Raw genomic sequence first — 18499 nt, forward strand, 5'->3', positions numbered from 1 at the left:
CATTATGGAATTAACATGCGCAACAAAGGCGACTTTCTATTTACCTCGGAATCCGTATCGGAAGGACATCCTGACAAGGTTGCCGACCGGATCAGCGATACCGTTCTTGACGCGTTCCTGACGGCCGACGGTGAATCCCGCGTTGCGTGTGAAACCCTCGTCACGACCAACCGCATCGTCCTTGCCGGTGAAGTGCGTGGCCCTGCATCTGTCACGCCAGAGCAACTGATCGAAGGCGCGCGTGAAGCCGTGCGCGACATCGGGTATGACCAGCCGGGCTTTTCATGGAAAAACGCCGAGGTTGAATATTACCTGCATGCGCAATCCGCCGACATCGCCGTAGGCGTTGACAGCGCGGGCGAAAAGGACGAAGGCGCAGGCGATCAGGGGATCATGTTCGGCTTTGCCACGCGCGAAACCGAAAGCCTGATGCCGGCACCGCTGCATTACGCACATGGCATCCTTCATCGCATCCGTGACCTGCGCAAGGCGGGCGACCCGCGCGCCGCAGCCCTGCAGCCGGACGCCAAGAGCCAGGTCACCCTGCGTTATGTCGATGGCAAGCCGGTTGGCGCGACCTCGGTCGTGATCTCCACCCAGCATGTCGAAGGCGCAAGCCAGCAGGCCATCCGCGAAGACCTGCGCAGCGTGGTGAAGGATATCCTTCCCGAAGGCTGGATGTGCCCGGAAGAAGAATTCTACGTCAACCCGACCGGCGTTTTCGTGATCGGTGGTCCCGATGGGGATTGCGGCCTGACGGGACGCAAGATCATCGTTGACACCTATGGCGGGGCGGCCCCGCATGGCGGCGGCGCGTTCTCCGGCAAGGACCCGACGAAGGTTGACCGTTCCGCGGCCTATGCCTGCCGTTACCTGGCAAAGAACATCGTTGCGGCGGGCCTGGCCGATGCCTGCACGCTGCAGATCTCGTACGCCATTGGCGTGTCGCATCCGCTGTCGGTCTATGTTGACCTTGCAGAGACGGGCAAGGATGTGGATGAAGACAAGCTGGGCCGTGTCCTGCGCGAAGTGATGGACCTGTCGCCGCGCGGCATCCGCAAGCACCTGCGCCTGAACCGCCCGATCTATACCCAGACCTCCGCCTATGGCCATTTCGGCCGCACGCCCGACGCGGCGAAGGACGATTTCACGTGGGAGAAGACGGACCTCGTCGACACCCTGCGCAGCGCCTTCAACCGCTAAGTGCCTGACGGCGTGGCCGGTCCCGTTGATGGCGGGGCCAGTCACGCCATGACGCGATGCGGGCAATGCCCCATCGCATCCGACCAAGGATGACTTTTTTCATGACGGCTAGTGTGGATGTAAAGGCGTCACCCGATCGCCTGTACGGGCGCCAGCGTGGCCATCCCCTGCGTCCGCGCCAGCAGCGCCTGCTTGATCTGACGCTGCCCCGCATGCGCTTTCCCACAACCGCGATGGCGGACCCGGCCCACGCCTTTGGCCACACCCCACGTGAAATCTGGCTGGAGGTTGGTTTTGGCGGGGGCGAACACTCCCTTGCGCAGCACACGACCCATCCCGATGTGGGCTATATCGCGTGCGAGGTTTTTGACAACGGCCTGTGTTCGCTGCTGTCACGCCTTGTCCCCGACGATCACGAAGGTGATGCGCCGGTGCCCGATATGTTGCGCATATGGGACGAAGATGCGCGCATCCTGCTGCGTGAACTGCCCGATGCGTCGATCGCGCGCGCCTTCCTCATGTTTCCCGATCCATGGCCAAAAGCACGCCATGCCAAGCGACGCTTTGTCCATCCGGATACGGTGCGCATGATGGCGCGCATCCTTAAACCCGGCGCAATCTGGCGCGTGGCCAGCGACGATCCCACCTATCAGGCCTGGGTGGAGGAAGTGATGGGTGCGCAGACATTATTCCGCACAGCCCCGCCGGTACTCGAACGCCCCGAAGGCTGGCCGCCGACACGGTATGAGGCCAAGGCGCTGAAGGCCGGACGGCAGCCATTTTACTGGACCTTTATACGAAACTGACGGCTTTTTCTGTGCCCCCCGATACACCATCGCACGCATGAAACGTCCGGGCGCGGCCCAGACCCGGACCCGGACCCGGACCCGGACCCGGACCCGGCAGGGAACACGTTCCCTGCACCCTGATTCATTTGAAAATCATGGTTTCCAAAGGTCTATGACCCTTGAGGGGGCTGGGGCAAAGCCCCCGTAAACACCCCTTATGACAATACGGTCCCGGTCAGCCGTTCCGATACCTGCCACAAACGCTGTGCCAGTTGCAGGTCACGCGCGGCGGGCGGCACGACCGCCTCCGTCACGTTGCCACGCCGTTCCCCCCAGCCATCGGGCCCATAATACCCGCCATCACGCGCCTGTGGCGCAGTAGCCGCAAACAGGATCGGCAGCGCACCACGTTCGGCTGATTGTCCCATCAGGGTAAAGGCCACCCGTGTCGCACGCCGCAGCAGGCGTTCACGCAATCCCTGCGGGCTGGTGGAACGGCTGGTGGCGATATCGGTCATGGCCCAGCCGGGATGGGCGGCGATGGAATGGACCGGCCATCCATGCTGGCGTGCCTGCCGGTCGAGTTCGAGGGCAAGTATCAGGTCGGCAAGCTTGCTCTGCCGATAGGCGCCGAAAGGGGTATAGCTGTGACGCGCCTGAAGGTCATCGAACACCAACCTGCCCTCCAACGCGGCAAGGCTTGCGACCGTGACGACCCGCGCGCCATTCCGCCCCGCACAGAGCAAGGGGCGCAGCCGCGCCGTCAGGGCGAACGGACCGAGGAAGTTTGTCCCGAACTGCAGTTCGAACCCATCAACGGTTTCCTGCCGCCGGGGTGCCCCCATGATACCTGCATTGTTGACGAGGATATCGACCGTCCCAGTGCGCCCTGACAGGTTCTGCGTGAAATCGGCGATGGAGTGCAGGGAGGCAAGGTCCAGCGTCATGAAATCAACCGTCCCATCCGGGCAGGCAACGCGCAACCGTTCCAGCGCGGCGGCCCCCTTGGCCGGGTTACGCCCCGCAAGGATGACCTCCGCCCCGCGCGCAAGCAGCCCCTGTGCGGTGGCGTATCCCAACCCGCCAGTGGCCCCGGTGACAACCGCCACCTGCCCCTTCAGGCGCGGCGCCTGTGTGATATCCCACTGCACTGTCATGATGAGGCGTCCTGCTGTTCGGATTTCTGCATGTCTTTTTCCATGGCGGCTTCGGCTTCTTCGGTCAGGCGCTGTTCATTGCGACGCAGGAAGACAATGGAAGCCACAAGCCCGATGGCCCCCAGCACGCCAAAGGTGATACCCACGGGACCGGAGATCTGCATCACCTTATGTCCCAGGTAATAGGCCCCGAACGCATATCCCCCCGCCCACAACAGGCCGCCAAGCGCATTGAACACCAGAAAAAGATGCCACGGCATGTGGTTCGCCCCGGCAAGCAGGGCAATGAATACGCGCAATATGGCGACAAAGCGCCCGAACAGGACGATTGTTCCCCCATGCCGCTTGAACAGGAACCGCCCCAGTTTCAGCCGTTTTGGCGTCAGGCCCAGCTTGGCGCCATGACGTTCCAGCAGCGGAAAGCCGAAGATACGACCGATCAGGTATCCAAGGTTGTCGCCCATGATCGCCCCCAGCACGGCAGCAGTGGCGACCCAGCGGATCTCCATATGATGCGTGCTGGCGCAATAGATCGCGGCGGAAATCAGAAGCGTTTCCGCAGGCAGCGGCACGCCCATGCTTTCCAGCATGACGATAACGCCGATTACGCCATAGCCATAATGCTGAAAAAGCTGTTCAAAATGCTGAAGCAGTGGACTTTACCCGTCTTGTGGCAAGTGTGGTGCATGAGGGACAAGGAGGGGGAATATCGGCACCACCCCCAGATGCCAAGTTCTATCACGACGTTCTGACGATGGCAGGAATAAAACATGGCTCCTTGCATATCCAATCCGGGCACATCCAGTCCGGTGGACCGGACCTCCCTTCCCTATGGCACATGGCCATCCCCCATCAGCGCGGATCTCGTCGCCGGGGCAACGCTGGGCCTGTCGGACGTACGGGCCGATGGGGCGGACATCTATTGGATTGAGGGACGCCCGGCCGAGGCAGGCCGCCGCGTGCTGGTGCGCTGGCGTGCGGGCGTCACGCGCGACATGACGCCGCCGCCATTCGATGTCGGCACGCGCGTCCATGAATATGGGGGCGGGGCCTATACCGCCGCGGGGGGACGGGTCGTCTTCAGCAACCGGGCCGACGGTTCGGTATGGCTGATCGACGGTGATGCCGCGCCGCGTGCGCTTGGCGGAATGGATGGCCTGCGCTTTGCCGATTTCGCACTCAGCCCGGATGGATGTTTCGTCTTTTGCGTGCGCGAAGACCACAACACGAATGGGGAGGCCGCAGCCGCCATCGTTGCCTTCGACTGCGGCGCGGATGCAGACCCCACGGATAATGGCGGCACGGCGCTGGTGATGGGACCGGATTTCCTCGCCAGCCCCCGCCCGTCGCCTGACGGACGCTTTATGGCATGGGTGGAGTGGGACCATCCCAATATGCCATGGGACGCAACCCGCCTGCGCGCGGCCTCCCTGTTGCAGGAGGGAACAGACATGCCCCGCCTTGCCGCCCCCTGGACGCTGGCGGGTGATGACGGGACGGCACGATCCGTCATCGAACCCCGGTGGGAGGCGAACGGGAACCTGCTGGCATCATCGGACATCAGCGGATGGTGGAACCTCTACCGCTTCGATGTCGCAAATGCCTCCCCGGCGGTACCGGTGGTGCCCATGCAGGCGGAAATAGGTCTGCCGCAATGGATCTTTGGCCTGCGCAGTTACTGCCCGCTGCCGGATGGATCAATCCTTGCCCTTGCCATCCGCGATGGGGAAAACCGCATGCTGGTCCTGCGCGATGGCGCCGCCACACCGGTGGACCTGCATTTCCCCACACAATGCCCGGTCGCGCTGTCGGATGGGATGCTGGCGTGGCTGGATACACCACCAGACGATGCCGCATCGGTCATGCGCGGCGCACCGGGACAGGCCCCCACCGTCCTGCGCCGGGCGATCACACTGCCGATGGCGGCGGATGATATCGCCCATGCACAGGCCCTACACTTCCCCTTGTCCGATGCGGCGGCGGGAACGGGACATGCTTTTTTCTATCCCCCCGCCAATGCACGATATTGCGGCGTGACAGGAACGCTGCCGCCGCTGGTGGTGATGGCGCATGGCGGGCCGACAGGACGGGCGAACCCGGCATTTTCGTTCAAGGTGCAATGGTGGACGTCACGTGGCTTTGCCGTGGTGGATGTCAATTATGGCGGGTCCACCGGGTTCGGTCGCCCCTATCGCGAACGGCTGGAACGCGAATGGGGCATCGTGGATATCGACGACTGCATCGCCGCATGCCAGCACCTGATGACACAGGGGCTGGTGGACCCGAAACGCATCGTCATCCGTGGCAGCAGTGCAGGTGGACTGACGGTGCTGGGCGCGCTGGCGCGTTCCGACCTGTTCGCCGCCGGCACCAGCCTGTATGGCGTGACCGACCTGCGCGCACTGGCGCAGGAGACACACAAATTCGAATCCCGCTACCTCGATTCCCTGATCGGCCCCTATCCGCAGGACGAGGACACCTATATCGCGCGTTCCCCCCTGACGCAGGCGGCGGATATCCATGTGCCGGTCCTGTTCCTGCACGGGCTGGATGACAAGGTGGTGCCGCCCGCACAGGCGGACGAGATGGCGCGGGCCCTGCGGCAACGCGGCATCACCTGCGCACAGTATGAATTCGAAGGGGAAGGGCACGGATTCCGCAAGGAGGCAACAGTGCGCCGCGCCCTTGAACTGGAACTCGATTTCTACCGCCAGGTGCTCGGCCTGCCCACGGCGCAGGACGGCGAACACGTCGTCCTGCGGTAAATGAAAGCAAAGTTTCTGGTGAAGCTTCTTTCAAAAAGCGTCAAGGAACGCCGTCTTTTTGAAAAAAGGCGACACCAGAGACTTTAACCCTTTCAGTCCTCTTCCGCGACGATGGCGGAGGATTCACGCGTGGGGCGGAAACGTCCCTCGCGCAATGCATCCTCGATATCCTCCAGCGAGGCGCCACGTGTTTCGGGCACGAAGAAATAGATGAACAGCACCGACGCCAGATTAACCCCGGCATAGAACCACATCGTCCCACCCAGCGTGATGGTGGACACCAGCGTCAGCGCCGTGCTGGTTACAAGCAGGTCACTGCCCCACAGCATGGCGGAATGCAGGCTTGTGGCATTGCCACGCATCGACAGGGGGAACATCTCCGCACCGAGCAGCCAGCCGACGACCTGAATGCCGCCCGCGTTGAACACCATGAACAGCAGCATGAAGATGATGATCATCCAGCTTCCGATGCTGCCTTTGTCCGGGTGGATCAGGAACATGATGCCCAGCCCGATCAGGCTGAGGACCGAACCCGGCCCCATCACCAGCACAAGACGACGGCGACCGATACGATCCACGATATTCGACCCCAGTACCGTCATGACCAGATAGACGATGGAGATGCCGATACTGGCCAGCAGGGCGGCCGAACTGCCAAACCCCGCATCCGACAGGAAGGTCGGCGCGTAATAGATCATCATCTCCAGCCCGCCAGCCTGCGTAAAGAACGCAACACCAAGCGCGGCAACCAGCGCGGGTCGCACCCATGACTGCATCAACCCACGCCAGCCACTCTCATGAGCGGCCGCATCGTCATTTGCAGTCACCTGGATACGCTTGATCTCCTTGCGGATCTCGCGCCGGGTGGTGCGGATGCGGCGCAACTGCTCGATGGCGGAATCAAGGCTTTCATTCTCCGCCGCCCAACGCGGGCTCTTGGGCAGGAAGAACATGGAAACAAAGACAACCGCCGCCGGGATGGCCGCGATCGCCACCATCGGGCGCCATCCCCATGCATCACGCGCGGCAAAGCCGATGACATTGGCGGCAAAAATACCGACACCGATGGCGATGTTGAACATCGTGACCATGTGCCCGCGCTTTTTCGCCGGTGCCAGTTCGGAGATGTACACCGGCACGACCTGCGTCGAGCCCCCCACCGCCAGCCCAAGGAACACGCGTGCGGCGATCAGGGCATAGACATCAGGTGCCCATGCACAGGCCAGCGCGCCAGTGACGAACACCGCGGTGACGATCATGACGGAGTTACGCCGTCCAAAGCGTTCAGACATCCACCCGGTGATGAACGACCCCATGACCGCCCCCGCCAGGATCGCGGAGGCCACCATTTCCTGATAAAAACTGCTGAGGTGAAAATCGCGCGTAATCAGCAGCAATGCGCCAGAGACGATACCGGTATCGTAGCCATAGAGGCCACCACAGATGGCGGCCACGATGGCTGCGAGCCAGAGTGTCTTTTGTGCGTTGGGCGAGATTTCGAGGTCGGACAGATCGGGAATGGGTTCAGGCTGCGCCGAGGGGGCGGCCGGGGATTGTGGGGAATAATTCTGCATGCCTGTTCCTTATGGCTTGGTGTCTGTTTAATTCCCGGCGTCACGCAGGGTTCCATCCGTTTCGCACCGGACATGCCCCGCCGCGCCAAGGGCGGACTTCATTTCATCGACATGCGCCATGGTCGCATGGAACGCGGACCAGTCATCGTCGCTGGCGATGGGGCGCCATATGTCCTCCACCGCATCAATCCACATCGTGCATGGATCGTCGCGCGTGAAATAGGGCAACGTAACATCGACACCCGCACGTGGCGGATGGTTTTCGATCTGGCTTCGCAACGTCTGAAAGGAAGGAGAGGCGTAGAAATACTTCCTCGGTCCAGACATGGCACGGTCGTGACTGATGGCACCACCATACCAGTCAAAGAACGGAAATTCAAACCCGATCGTGCTTTCTTCGAGAAAAGACCAAACGGATTCGCGCAATTCTGTGGACGTATTTCTTGATATTTCCTTTATACCAAGGCGTTGCAGGGTACAAATATCGAGGAATCTTTCGTATCTTTGCGGAAAATTTTCAAAAATACTTCTTATTTTCTCCATTTCCGAAAATGGCAGCAGGCATTCCGCCATCCGCGCCAGATTCCACATCATCGCCGTGGGCTGCCGGCCAAAGGCATACAGGCCGGAATGATCGAAATAGGCAGCCGTGAATGAGGGGTCGTAATGCGTAGCGAACCGCCACGGACCGTAATCAAAGCTTTCACCCGCGATATTGATGTTATCGGTATTAAGCACCCCATGGACAAACCCGGCCGTCATCCACTGCGCCGTCAGCAATGCAAGGCGCGTACACAGCGCATCGAACAGGGCTGCCGCCGGGTCTTGCGCGCCCGACAGGGCGGGATAGTACGTCGCCACCACATAATCGAGCAGACGGCGCAGCGATGGCGTATCCTGCATCGCGGCAAGGCGCTGGAACGTGCCGATACGAATATGCGAATGCCCCAGCCGCGCCAGCACGCATGAACGCGTGGGCGACGGCTCGTCCCCGCGGTGCAGCGCCTCCCCCGTCTCGATCACGCTCAGGCTGCGCGAGGTGGTGACACCGATCGCGTCCAGCGTTTCGCTCGCCAGGATTTCACGCATGCCCCCCTTGAGCGTCAGGCGTCCATCTCCCCCACGGGACCATGGGGTTGTACCGCTGCCCTTCGTCCCGATATCAAGCAACCGCCCATCACACGCATCATATAACTGCGCGAACAAGAAACCGCGCCCATCGCCAAGGTCGGGGTTATAGGACTGGAACTGATGGCCGTGATAGCGCAGCGCCAGCGGCTGCTGCAGGCTGCCGGGCAGGGGGTCGAACCGACCGAAATGGGCAATCCACTCCGCCCCCGTCAGCGTGTCGAGGCCAATGCGCGCCGCCGCGTCCTGATTGCGAAACCGCAGGATATGGGCCGGAAAGTCAGCCGGTCGCACCGGATCGTAAAACGCATCCCCAAGGGTCATGTGCCGTGTGTCAGGACGATAGTCAGGGGAAAAGGGCATGGGCTTCAACCTTGGGAATGGGATCGGACAGGCAGGTCCAGCGAGAGGGGGGCAGATGCGAAACAGGCGGCGACCTGACGCATATCCACCGCATCGCCATCACGGCAGGACCATTGCGGGGCATTGTCGCGGTCGATCAGGCGCGCCCGGACTCCTTCGGCAAAATCCGGGCGTTCGATCAACGCGCAGACAAGGCGGAACTCCTGCTCCAGCACCATATCAAGGTTTGGCAACGCCCGCGCCGCGAAAAATGCACGCCATGCCAGTTCTACCGCGAACGGGTCCGCCTGTGCCAGCGCGGCGCGATCGGCCTGCGCCCACGGCGCATCGCAGTTACGCAGGCGTTCGGCCACCACCCCCATGTCCGGCGCATCATACACGGCGTCAATCCCCGCAACGTCCCCCCACCCGCCATCGGCCACCGACACATGTGACGCAAGGTCCAGCACACGTCCCGCCGGATGACGCGCCAGGTCATCCACCAACTGCGCCAGATCGCACGAGGGTACCATCCGGTCGGCAAAGCCACATGCGATGGCCTGCGCCCCATCCATCCGCCCCCCCGTTACAGCCAGACGCAGGCCCGACAGGCCCGGCGCGCGCGACAGCAGGTACGACCCGCCCGCATCCGGGGTCAGGGCAATCGCGACCTCCGGCATGGCAAGGATGGAAGTTTCCGTCACAATCCGGTGGCGTACATGCCCGCCCAGCCCGATGCCTCCGCCCATCGCGATGCCGTCCATGAAGGAGACGACCGGTTTGGGATATCCCGCCAGCATGGAGACCAGACGGTAACTGGTGCGAAAAACCGCGCGCGCGGCCCCGGCCCCTTGGGCCCGCAACAGCGTGATGAGCGCACGCAGGTCCGCCCCGGCGCAGAAAGCGCGTGAAGACGTGCTGTCGATTACAATGGTGCGGACCTCGCGATCCTCCCGCCAGCGGGCAAGGCAGGCGGCAATCGCCTCGATCATGCCGATATCAAGCGCATTGAGCGCGCGCGGGCGGTCCAGCGTGATGCGCCCCAGATGCCCGTGACGTGAAATGCGCAGCGTTTCATGTGTCATCGCAACGGCGTCTCCCGAATTGTCGATCTTCTTCAAGCATGACAGAATAAGGAAACGGAACCCCCGTCAGGGGCATGTTTTAATCAACGCGCGATCATGTGACGTCAGGAAGAACAGGAAACAGTATGGGTATCGACGCCCGGACCTATCGGGATGCAATGGCGCGACTGGGCGCGGCGGTCAGCGTGGTGACGACCGGCACGCTGGAGGACCCGGCCGGTTTCACGGCATCGGCGGTATGTTCCGTCACCGACACCCCCCCGACCCTGCTGGTCTGTGTCAACCGTGCATCGCGCATCCGCCCGCGCTTTCGTGAAGGGGCGGCGATGTGCATCAACGTCCTGTCCGCAGCACAGCAGGAGATTTCCGGCGTGTTCGCCTCCGCACAGGAGCAGCATGAACGCTTCACCTCCGGCCACTGGGCCACGCTGACGACCGGGGCCCCTGTTCTGGCGGAAGCCGTGACCTCCTTTGACTGCCGGATCGAGCGCATCGTGGAGGTCGGGACGCATAGCGTGATGTTCGGCGCGGTGGAAAGCCTGCGCACCGGGGACAGCCATGGTGGCCTGATCTACTTCAACCGCACCTATCACATGCTGCCTCCGTCCGACGAAGCCTGAAAGAGTTTTACCAACACCGCGTTACCGAGAAATGAAAATTTCAGATGTCGCCCGTTCTGGAACAGGGGCGACATCTGTTGATGCTTTGCGAAAAAAGATTCACGAAAAACATTCATGACTTTCAACAGGTTGTCGGGGGGACATGTTTCCATCCGCCATCCAGGACATGCCACCATGCCGTCCCGGACATGGGTTTTACGTGAAATTAATCCCTTTGCGACCGTATGGATCTTCCCGGACATGGCAGGATACGGCGGATGCGCATACCCAGACCACGCAACGACACGACACGGCAGGACGGGGACGACGGACCGGACGTTCCGGTCGTGTCGTGGCGCGTACTGATCGGGATACAGGTGGGGGTGACAGTATTCATCCTGATCATGGCGTGGTGGGACAGTTCACTGCCGCGTTAAAAAACGCCACCCGACCATACCATCATCAGGAAGATGGGCGTTCCCCGGTGTCATCCTTTGCCCAAGAGACACCCCGATACCTGTCAGATGTTCCCCCGCAGGCCATGCCCACAGTGCCGGGGCTTCATCACCGCAGGATTGAGGCGTATATCCTTCCCACGGGATGACAGGAGCAAGCCGGACAGATGGGCAATGATGATCGTCGTGACGATGCGCGAACAGCAGGTGACGGCCCGACCTTTACCCCCGCGGTCGAACAGATGCTGGAACGCGCGCATGACATGTGCCGTCGCCATGGCGCACGCCTGACACAGCAGCGGCGTCAGGTGCTGGGGCTTGTCCTGAGTGCGGACCGACCGGTCGGGGCGTACGATCTGCTTGACCGCCTGCGCCGCGATACGAAGGGGGCCGCCCCGCCCACCGTCTATCGCGCGCTGGATTTCCTGCTTGAACACGGCCTGATTCACAAGATCGAACGCCTGTCAGCCTTCGTCGCCTGCCGTCATATGCTCCACAACGCACATGACTGTGAAAACCATCTCCACAGTGCGCAATTCCTGATCTGCACACGATGCGGGCATGTCACCGAACTTGAAGACAGCCAGATCGTCCATGCACTGGTAGCCGCGACACAGGCACGCAAATTCAGCATCCGTACCTCCACCATAGAGGCCGAGGGCATCTGCGCCGCCTGTGCCTGACAATATTTCCTGACAATATTTTCGAAACAGTATGCACAAAACAGGCCCGCCAGATCTTCAGGCATGGCGTTTTTTCAGGGGACGGCATCCTTTAAGAGATTGGTTGAAAACAACTCATTGATAAAAAATAAGAAAAGTTTTTGGGTGCCGCCTTTTTTCAAAAAGGCGGTGTCTTCTGAAGCTTTTTAGAAAAAGCTTCACCAAAAACCTTTATAATTACAGTATGTTATCAAGCCTGACTTTTCAAACAGTCTCTAATATTTCTTGCGCGTTTCAGCCCCCGCCAACGACAGACCCCACCCCACATTACAGTAATTGCATCCCCATCGCATTTCCCGGCATGATGCGGGTCCACCTGCCACCATAGGGGCGGCAGGCAGGGCACAAACCACAGAGTCCCGCAGCCGGGCGGAGTGTCGCGATGACGCGTTCGCGTCGCAACGAAACGGGCGAACTGCCCCTGCCGCATCCCCCCACCGCCCCGCGGGACAACGGGTCGGTACCCGCCCCGAAAAAGCGCACCCCACGCCCGCCTGACACCCCACCAGCAGGACAGGAAGACCTGTTCGCGCGTCCCCTGCCACCCGTCCCGGTCCCACCCCGCCGGGTTACGCATCTTGATGCGACGGAAATCGGCCTGTCCCCCGTCCCCTTGCGTCACTTCGGGCCTGCCGACGCCACGGACGGTTTTTTCTATATCGTCACGACCTCGTCACAGGCCGATGCCATGCTGGCGCATGGCCTGTCCATCAGCCCCCGCACGCCCGTATCCCTGACGGAGCGGCCAGGCGTCATGGCATGGTACGTGGACATGAGCGAGGATATGGAGGCGATATCGGATGAAGGCGGTGTGGCGATCCTGCGGCTGCGGCGTTTTATGGTGAATGATCTGGTTGAAAATGATCCTGATCATACCCGTGCCTATGGGGTTCCATGTTACTTCCTGACTGGTGTGACGCGCGCCGCGCCGATCTGAAACAGGAATTGAAACAGGCCAGCCCACCTGCGCCATCGCGAATTTAAGCTGAAACCGATGGGGGCCATCGCCCACCACCAGTTGATCACGAAGAAAAAATAAATGAAGGATCATTACATATGAATCAGTCCGTCACGCAGCCTGTGGGGTCATCGCGCATGCGCTCCGTGATTATCGGGTGCCTTGCGGCGCTGGCGGGCCTGATGGCTGGTCTGGATATCGGTGTCATTTCTGGCGCGCTGGATTTCGTGGCCAAGGAATTCCATGCCTCCACCGTGGCGCAGGAATGGATCGTCAGTTCCATGATGGCAGGCGCGGCCGTGGGATCAATGTGCGCAGGATGGATGTCACACCATATCGGGCGCAAGCGGACGCTGCTGGTGGGTGCGGTGGTGTTCGTGCTTGGCTCCGTCGGGTGTGCGCTGGCATGGTCAGTGCCGTCGATGATCATGGGCCGCACGGTCATGGGGCTGGCAATCGGGGTCGCGGCCTTCACCGCGCCGCTCTACCTGTCGGAAATCGCAAGCGAGACCGCACGCGGGGCCATGATCTCCACCTATCAGTTGATGATTACGGTGGGCATCTTCCTGGCATTCATGAGCAATACGTTCTTCGGCTATTCCGGCAACTGGCGCGGCATGTTCGCCGTGGCGGCGGTCCCGGGGGTGCTGTTCCTGATCGGCGCGCTGTTCCTGCCTTTCAGCCCGCGCTGGCTGATGATGAAAGACCGCCGCAGCGAAGCGCTGGAGGTGCTGGTCAACCTGCGTGACAGCCGCAGCGACGCCCGACGCGAAATCCAGAGCATCAGCGACCAGCTCCAGCAGAAGCAGAAGGGCTGGGCATTACTGGCAAACCGTAATTTCCGCCGTTCCATCCTGCTGGGAATGGGGTTGCAGATCATGCAGCAACTGGCTGGCGTGAACGTGGTCATGTATTACGCGCCCAAGATCTTTGCCCTGGCGGGATATGTCGGCCCGGCACAACTGTGGTGCACGGCGATGGTCGGGCTGGTGAACATGCTGGCGACATTCGTGGCCATCGGGCTGGTGGACAGATGGGGGCGCAAGCCGATCCTGTATTCAGGATTCCTGATCATGGCGGTCGGTATGGGGGGCCTTGGGGTACTGCTCAATGCGCTGCCTCTGGGACCGGGGGAGCAGATCATCGCCGTGTTCATGCTGATGATCTATATTTCAGGCTTTTCCATGTCGGCTGGTCCCCTGATCTGGGTCCTGTGTTCAGAGGTGCAGCCGCTGCAGGGGCGTGACCTTGGCATTTCCATTTCCACGCTGACCAACTGGATCGCCAACATGATTATCGGCGCGACCTTCCTGTCGCTGCTGCAATGGATCGGCAATGGCCCGACCTTCTGGATGTTCGCGGCGTTCAACCTGGCGTTCGTATTCGTGACGTGGCGCTTCATCCCTGAAACGCGGGACATGAGCCTTGAAGGAATTGAAAAGCGCCTGATGGCGGGCCTACCACTGCGCGAGATCGGGCAACCCTCGCGCAAGGCGACACAGGCCACCACCGCGACGGGGCCGTCATGAACTGTGGTTTACGGACCTTATCATTCCCATAAGAGACTGTTTAAAAAATCAGGATCAATAACATCCTGAAATCATAAAGGTTTTTGGTGAAGCTTTTCCCAAAAAGCTTCAGAAGACGCCGCCTTTTTGAGAAAAAGCGGCGCCCAAAAATTTTCTTGTTTTTTATCAACAGCTTGTTTTCAAACAGTCTCTAAGAAAATAAAATTCTGGGGTGCTGCATTTCTCAAGGACGGCAGCCCCCCTTGGGGCATGTTGAAAAATATTCACTGAAAAATTCTGATATTTTCACGATATTCCGGTCTGCCCCTGAATTGTGAAAACCCGGAATATCCCGGCTCTGTATAGGAAGTGCAGGCTTTTTCACCTGCCCCGGCACCAAATCACGGTTTCCAGAGGGCAAAGCCCTCTGGCCGGTTTCAGGGCAGGTCCCGGCCTGTAGAACCCATGGCCTGTCGCACCAATTTCAAGCCCCCAAAACCCTGTCCACTGTCCGCGCCACAGACTGCCGCCAGTTCGGCAGACTGACCCCGAACACCTGCTTCAACTTCGTGCAATCCAGGCGGGAATCCTTCGGTCTTTCCGCCGGAGTGGGCCAGTCCTGCGTGCGGATAGCCTCTATTTCCGGCAGTGTCTGACCGTGACGGGCGGCCTGTTCCAACGTGGCGACCGCAAGACCATGCCATGTCGTCTCCCCCTGCGCGGTGGCGTGATAAACGCCGGGATAAGCCACCTGCCATCCCGTTTCTTCAATCCGGGCGATGATGGCAAAGATGGCCTGCGCAAGATCATCAGCACTGGTGGGGTTGCCAAACTGATCGCCCACCACACGCAATTTCGGGTTTTTGGCCCCGGCGGCGATCATGGTCTTAACGAAGTTCTTGCCATGCGCCGAATACACCCACGCAGTTCTCAAGATGATGGCCTGTGGGCATGCTGCCAGAACTACTGTTTCCCCCGCCGCCTTCGTTGCGCCATAGACCGTGCGGGGTGAGGTCGGGTCACTCTCCACATACGGCGTGCCCTTATCCCCGGCGAAGACATAATCCGTCGATATATGGATCAGTCCGCACCCCTGCGTCGCACATACCGATGCCAGAATAGCAGGCCCGGTCTGGTTGGCACGGGATGCAGCAGCGACCTCGGTTTCCGCCGCATCCACAGCAGTCCACGCCGCAGCATTCACCACAAAGGCCGGATCATACCGCGCGACCACTGCGTCGATGGTTTCAGGTCGGTCAAAATCGAAATCTGGACGACCGACCTTAATCACGCGCGCCCCTCCTACATCGGCCAGTGAGACGGCAAGTTGACCATTGCCCCCTGTCACCAGAACCGGTTTCAGCGTTGGGGCCTCACGCATGGGGAAACCATCCATGGGCCGCGGCAAAACCGGGCGCGACTTTATCCTTGTCCGACAGGATCGCACCCTCCTGCGCGATGGGCCAGTCGATCTTCAATTCGGGGCAGTTCCAGATCACAGCGCGTTCCGATGCCTTGTCATACAGGCTCGTACATTTGTACTGCACCTCAGAATTATCGCTCATAGTGACAAAACCATGGAGGAAACCCGGCGGTAGCCAGAGCTGTGACCAGTTATCTTCCGACAGTTCCGCCGCAACCCATTGCCCATAGGTCGGTGAGCCCATGCGCGCATCCACCGCGACATCCCAGATCGCCCCCCGGGTACACCGCACAAGCTTGCCCTGCGCATGGGGCGCAAGCTGACAGTGCAGTCCGCGCACGACCCCCTTATGCCGCGACAGGCTCTGGTTATCCTGCACGAACGGGGCATGGATGCCGGCATCCGCCATCCGATGCAGGTTGTAGGTTTCGGAAAAGAAGCCGCGAGTGTCACCAAAACGCGCTGGCGTCACCAGAATGACATCAGGTATGGCAAGACGTTCGATTTTCATTCTCCGCACCTCAATCATATCGTCCCGGACATCAGACGTTCATCAGGCTCCGGGATCAGGACTTGTATCGGTAAGGTAGAAGAGAAAAGTTGCCGCGATATGAATGTCAGGCACAGGAAAATAAAGGCATAGGAACACGATTCATGGATGTTGGACGGGCTGCCCAGACACAAAATTTCAAGGAAAAATGGAAAAATCTTTATGCCTGTTTTTAATATTTTCTTTTTTAGTAATGTATTTTTAAATGAAGTAGGCAAAATACAGAACACTTCCCCGTGGAGCCTGCATGACCCTTGGGAAATCTTCGGGATGTTCCTTGCAACATATTATAAATACAGTGATTTAAAAAAACACACATCAAAAAAAACTCTTGGTGACATAATCAAGCGTCATGATATGCATCCTCCTGAAAACGGGATTTTGATAGAAATATACTGCGCCATAAACATAATACTACAGAAGTGAAAACGAAAAAATCTTTTGTAATACGCGCGTGTTTCTGACCTTAGATTTTTTAAGGGAATATTTGAAAACATGCCTTTGATAAAAAATAGAAAAAGTTTTCTGGTGTTACCTTTCGATCAAAAAAGGCGACGTTTTTCGAAGATTTTTGAAAAAATCTTCACCAAAAACTTTTGTTATTTCATGATCTTATAGGACTTAGCTTTTTAAACCGTCTTCAAGAGGTTATTTGAAAAATTACCCTCAATAACATGCTGAAATTACAAATATTTTTAGTGAATTTCCCCTGAAAATCTTCAGAAGACGCCGTCTTTTAAAAAAGGCTGCACCAAAAAAACTTTTCTTATTTTTTATCAATGATTTGTTTTTAAAAAATCTCTAAAAATCTTCTCCGGTATCCCAATATTATGTGGGAAACAAAAAAGTAGACAGAGCCTGCGCCTGCTGGCGGATTTCAGGAATGGCCGTAGTTTCAAACAGGCTTCCCGCACGTAACGGGCCAATTGCATGCAGCCATGGTGACACCTGCCCATCATGACCAAAAAGCGCACCGTTGGCATCAGTCGCAAAGGTGCTGCCAAGATCACCATGAACCGCCATGCCAAGAGCAAACAGTTCATGCAACAGCGGATTATCCACGCGACCGAAATTCGTATCCGGTGCCGTGCAGTTCATGACCATATCGGCCATCAGATGATATTCCCCCTCGCTGGCTCGTACATGAACCCGCAGGCCATGGCGATCCCCTGACACGGCCGCCACATGGCCACGGCGGACAATGAGATGACCAGAAGCCATTTCTTCGACGATCCGCCGCGCAACAGGTGGGGCCATACGATGGCGCGCCGTATGCCAGCGATGAAAAAGATGCCTGCGGAACCGCCATCGCTCCTTGTCCGACAAACGCGCCCACAGGGCATTGCTACAGGGCCGCAATGAATCCACGGCTGCCCGCCACGATACACCATCTTTCAGGGCCAGACGCACGTGATGCAGATACTGCCGTGTCGTGGGCAACGTATCCATGGGAATAACCGGGGCAGGCACGGATTCAACCGGGCCATGCGCACAAGGTAACAGGCCATGGCGCGAGATCATCGTGATAACACCGCCATATCCTCCGGCCCTCAGGCGCAGCAGGATATCAATCGCGGTCAGGCCGGAACCGACAAGGACAACCGGTGCATCCGCCTCTGGCCAGCGGGGCCATGTGTCCCAGACAGCCCGGATATATCGTCCCGAGTTACGGACAACGTCATCACAACATGGAATATCCACCGGCAGCGCATGTCCCATGGCAAGAACCGTTCTTCCTGCCTCTACTCTGCTGCCGTCATCCATATGGAGGATGGCCGAATTGCCACGTTTCTCCAGCCGGGTCACACATTGATGAAGAACAGGGACATTACTTGTGGCGAACCGTGCCGCCAGATATTCCCCCCACAGCATACGCGGCATGAAAGATGTGCCATCCGCCGCCCCATCCCCACGCTGTGACAGCCATGCAACAAAATCTTCCGGTGCATCAGCCAACGCGCCCATATTGCCCGCGCGCACATTCAACAGGTGGGCAGATTCCGTTGTTGAATAGGCAACGCCACGTGCAAGGCCCTTCCGGGGTTCGATAACCAGTAATCCCGCAGGATCAGTTCTGCGCGCCAGATGAAGGGCGGCAAGAACGCCACTCGCCCCGCCCCCGATGATCGCAATCCGGGTTTTCATATGATCCTTTCTCACAACAGGCTGGGCTGACATCGGCCGGACCACCATTCGGCATATCTTCGCCTCCCTTGGTCAATCCATGGAAAAGAAACAAAGT

Annotated in this window: 16 protein-coding genes; 8 read left to right on the forward strand and 8 right to left on the reverse strand. The window is 59.4% G+C overall.

The features are described from left to right. Positions 1 to 15 precede the first annotated feature (15 nt). The gene (metK, locus tag FYB92_RS01630) at positions 16 to 1203 is read left to right on the forward strand and encodes a methionine adenosyltransferase (protein WP_003616845.1); all 1188 of its coding nucleotides are present in this window, start codon (positions 16 to 18) and stop codon (positions 1201 to 1203) included. 101 nt (positions 1204 to 1304) lie between these two features. Then, positions 1305 to 2009: a tRNA (guanosine(46)-N(7))-methyltransferase TrmB gene (locus tag FYB92_RS01635; RefSeq protein ID WP_040510317.1), complete on the forward strand. Its 705-nt coding sequence runs from the start codon at positions 1305 to 1307 to the stop codon at positions 2007 to 2009. 197 nt (positions 2010 to 2206) lie between these two features. On the opposite strand, the gene FYB92_RS01640 is transcribed toward FYB92_RS01635, so the two are convergent. Both FYB92_RS01640 and FYB92_RS01645 read right to left on the reverse strand, forming a co-directional pair. After that, positions 2207 to 3148, reverse strand: a complete 942-nt coding sequence (locus tag FYB92_RS01640; RefSeq protein ID WP_332828066.1) for an SDR family oxidoreductase — start codon at positions 3146 to 3148, stop codon at positions 2207 to 2209. Then, positions 3145 to 3738, reverse strand: coding sequence for a DedA family protein (locus FYB92_RS01645; RefSeq protein WP_003616838.1), 594 nt, complete (start codon positions 3736 to 3738; stop codon positions 3145 to 3147). Before FYB92_RS01645 ends, FYB92_RS01640 begins: the two co-directional genes overlap by 4 nt. Before the next feature lie 180 nt (positions 3739 to 3918). On the opposite strand from FYB92_RS01645, the gene FYB92_RS01650 reads away from it, so the two are divergent. Further along, the gene (locus FYB92_RS01650) at positions 3919 to 5913 is read left to right on the forward strand and encodes a prolyl oligopeptidase family serine peptidase (protein WP_332828067.1); all 1995 of its coding nucleotides are present in this window, start codon (positions 3919 to 3921) and stop codon (positions 5911 to 5913) included. Between the two features lie 92 nt (positions 5914 to 6005). Here the strand turns inward: FYB92_RS01650 and FYB92_RS01655 are convergent, their stop codons facing one another. Genes FYB92_RS01655 through FYB92_RS01665 form a run of 3 tightly spaced genes read right to left on the reverse strand, consistent with a single transcriptional unit; the run spans position 6006 to position 10042 of the window. Further along, entirely contained in the window at positions 6006 to 7487 is a 1482-nt protein-coding gene (locus tag FYB92_RS01655; RefSeq protein WP_332828068.1) for a sugar porter family MFS transporter, read from the reverse strand. A 27-nt stretch (positions 7488 to 7514) separates the two neighbouring features. After that, positions 7515 to 8978, reverse strand: a complete 1464-nt coding sequence (locus tag FYB92_RS01660) for a protein adenylyltransferase SelO family protein (protein WP_247067243.1) — start codon at positions 8976 to 8978, stop codon at positions 7515 to 7517. A 5-nt stretch (positions 8979 to 8983) separates the two neighbouring features. After that, positions 8984 to 10042 (reverse strand): enoyl-CoA hydratase/isomerase family protein, encoded by a 1059-nt coding sequence (locus FYB92_RS01665; RefSeq protein ID WP_075632272.1) that lies wholly within the window; start codon positions 10040 to 10042, stop codon positions 8984 to 8986. A gap of 125 nt (positions 10043 to 10167) precedes the next feature. On the opposite strand from FYB92_RS01665, the gene FYB92_RS01670 reads away from it, so the two are divergent. The 5 genes from FYB92_RS01670 (at position 10168) to FYB92_RS01690 (ending at position 14305) form a co-directional block, all read left to right on the forward strand. Then, entirely contained in the window at positions 10168 to 10662 is a 495-nt protein-coding gene (locus FYB92_RS01670) for a flavin reductase (protein WP_247067244.1), read from the forward strand. Between the two features lie 257 nt (positions 10663 to 10919). After that, entirely contained in the window at positions 10920 to 11078 is a 159-nt protein-coding gene (locus tag FYB92_RS01675; protein WP_003616824.1) for a hypothetical protein, read from the forward strand. Between the two features lie 185 nt (positions 11079 to 11263). Further along, positions 11264 to 11779: a transcriptional repressor gene (locus FYB92_RS01680; protein ID WP_003616823.1), complete on the forward strand. Its 516-nt coding sequence runs from the start codon at positions 11264 to 11266 to the stop codon at positions 11777 to 11779. A gap of 421 nt (positions 11780 to 12200) precedes the next feature. Further along, positions 12201 to 12755, forward strand: coding sequence for a hypothetical protein (locus FYB92_RS01685; protein WP_332828069.1), 555 nt, complete (start codon positions 12201 to 12203; stop codon positions 12753 to 12755). Between the two features lie 119 nt (positions 12756 to 12874). After that, positions 12875 to 14305: a sugar porter family MFS transporter gene (locus tag FYB92_RS01690; RefSeq protein ID WP_075632267.1), complete on the forward strand. Its 1431-nt coding sequence runs from the start codon at positions 12875 to 12877 to the stop codon at positions 14303 to 14305. A gap of 463 nt (positions 14306 to 14768) precedes the next feature. Here the strand turns inward: FYB92_RS01690 and rfbD are convergent, their stop codons facing one another. The 3 genes from rfbD to FYB92_RS01705 all read right to left on the reverse strand — a co-directional run bounded on the left by rfbD (position 14769) and on the right by FYB92_RS01705 (position 18402). Then, entirely contained in the window at positions 14769 to 15665 is an 897-nt protein-coding gene (rfbD, locus tag FYB92_RS01695) for a dTDP-4-dehydrorhamnose reductase (RefSeq protein ID WP_075632274.1), read from the reverse strand. After that, entirely contained in the window at positions 15658 to 16218 is a 561-nt protein-coding gene (gene rfbC / locus FYB92_RS01700) for a dTDP-4-dehydrorhamnose 3,5-epimerase (RefSeq protein ID WP_075632268.1), read from the reverse strand. Before rfbC ends, rfbD begins: the two co-directional genes overlap by 8 nt. Positions 16219 to 17085: 867 nt before the next feature. Further along, on the reverse strand, positions 17086 to 18402 hold the full coding sequence (locus tag FYB92_RS01705; RefSeq protein WP_332828070.1) for an FAD/NAD(P)-binding protein: 1317 nt from the start codon (positions 18400 to 18402) through the stop codon (positions 17086 to 17088). Positions 18403 to 18499: the final 97 nt, after the last annotated feature.

Origin of the sequence: Novacetimonas sp. GS1 (genome assembly GCF_036686925.1) — a bacterium.
GTDB classification, from domain to species: Bacteria; Pseudomonadota; Alphaproteobacteria; order Acetobacterales; family Acetobacteraceae; genus Novacetimonas; species Novacetimonas hansenii.

Excerpts from the sequence above, each read along its gene's own strand:
- metK (WP_003616845.1), top strand. The coding sequence starts at position 16 with ATGCGCAACAAAGGCGACTTTCTATTTACCTCGGAATCCGTATCGGAA.
- FYB92_RS01635 (WP_040510317.1), top strand. The coding sequence starts at position 1,305 with ATGACGGCTAGTGTGGATGTAAAGGCGTCACCCGATCGCCTGTACGGG.
- FYB92_RS01640 (WP_332828066.1), bottom strand. The coding sequence starts at position 3,148 with ATGACAGTGCAGTGGGATATCACACAGGCGCCGCGCCTGAAGGGGCAG.
- FYB92_RS01645 (WP_003616838.1), bottom strand. The coding sequence starts at position 3,738 with ATGCTGGAAAGCATGGGCGTGCCGCTGCCTGCGGAAACGCTTCTGATT.
- FYB92_RS01650 (WP_332828067.1), top strand. The coding sequence starts at position 3,919 with ATGGCTCCTTGCATATCCAATCCGGGCACATCCAGTCCGGTGGACCGG.
- FYB92_RS01655 (WP_332828068.1), bottom strand. The coding sequence starts at position 7,487 with ATGCAGAATTATTCCCCACAATCCCCGGCCGCCCCCTCGGCGCAGCCT.
- FYB92_RS01660 (WP_247067243.1), bottom strand. The coding sequence starts at position 8,978 with ATGCCCTTTTCCCCTGACTATCGTCCTGACACACGGCACATGACCCTT.
- FYB92_RS01665 (WP_075632272.1), bottom strand. The coding sequence starts at position 10,042 with ATGACACATGAAACGCTGCGCATTTCACGTCACGGGCATCTGGGGCGC.
- FYB92_RS01670 (WP_247067244.1), top strand. The coding sequence starts at position 10,168 with ATGGGTATCGACGCCCGGACCTATCGGGATGCAATGGCGCGACTGGGC.
- FYB92_RS01675 (WP_003616824.1), top strand. The coding sequence starts at position 10,920 with ATGCGCATACCCAGACCACGCAACGACACGACACGGCAGGACGGGGAC.
- FYB92_RS01680 (WP_003616823.1), top strand. The coding sequence starts at position 11,264 with ATGGGCAATGATGATCGTCGTGACGATGCGCGAACAGCAGGTGACGGC.
- FYB92_RS01685 (WP_332828069.1), top strand. The coding sequence starts at position 12,201 with ATGACGCGTTCGCGTCGCAACGAAACGGGCGAACTGCCCCTGCCGCAT.
- FYB92_RS01690 (WP_075632267.1), top strand. The coding sequence starts at position 12,875 with ATGAATCAGTCCGTCACGCAGCCTGTGGGGTCATCGCGCATGCGCTCC.
- rfbD (WP_075632274.1), bottom strand. The coding sequence starts at position 15,665 with ATGCGTGAGGCCCCAACGCTGAAACCGGTTCTGGTGACAGGGGGCAAT.
- rfbC (WP_075632268.1), bottom strand. The coding sequence starts at position 16,218 with ATGAAAATCGAACGTCTTGCCATACCTGATGTCATTCTGGTGACGCCA.
- FYB92_RS01705 (WP_332828070.1), bottom strand. The coding sequence starts at position 18,402 with ATGAAAACCCGGATTGCGATCATCGGGGGCGGGGCGAGTGGCGTTCTT.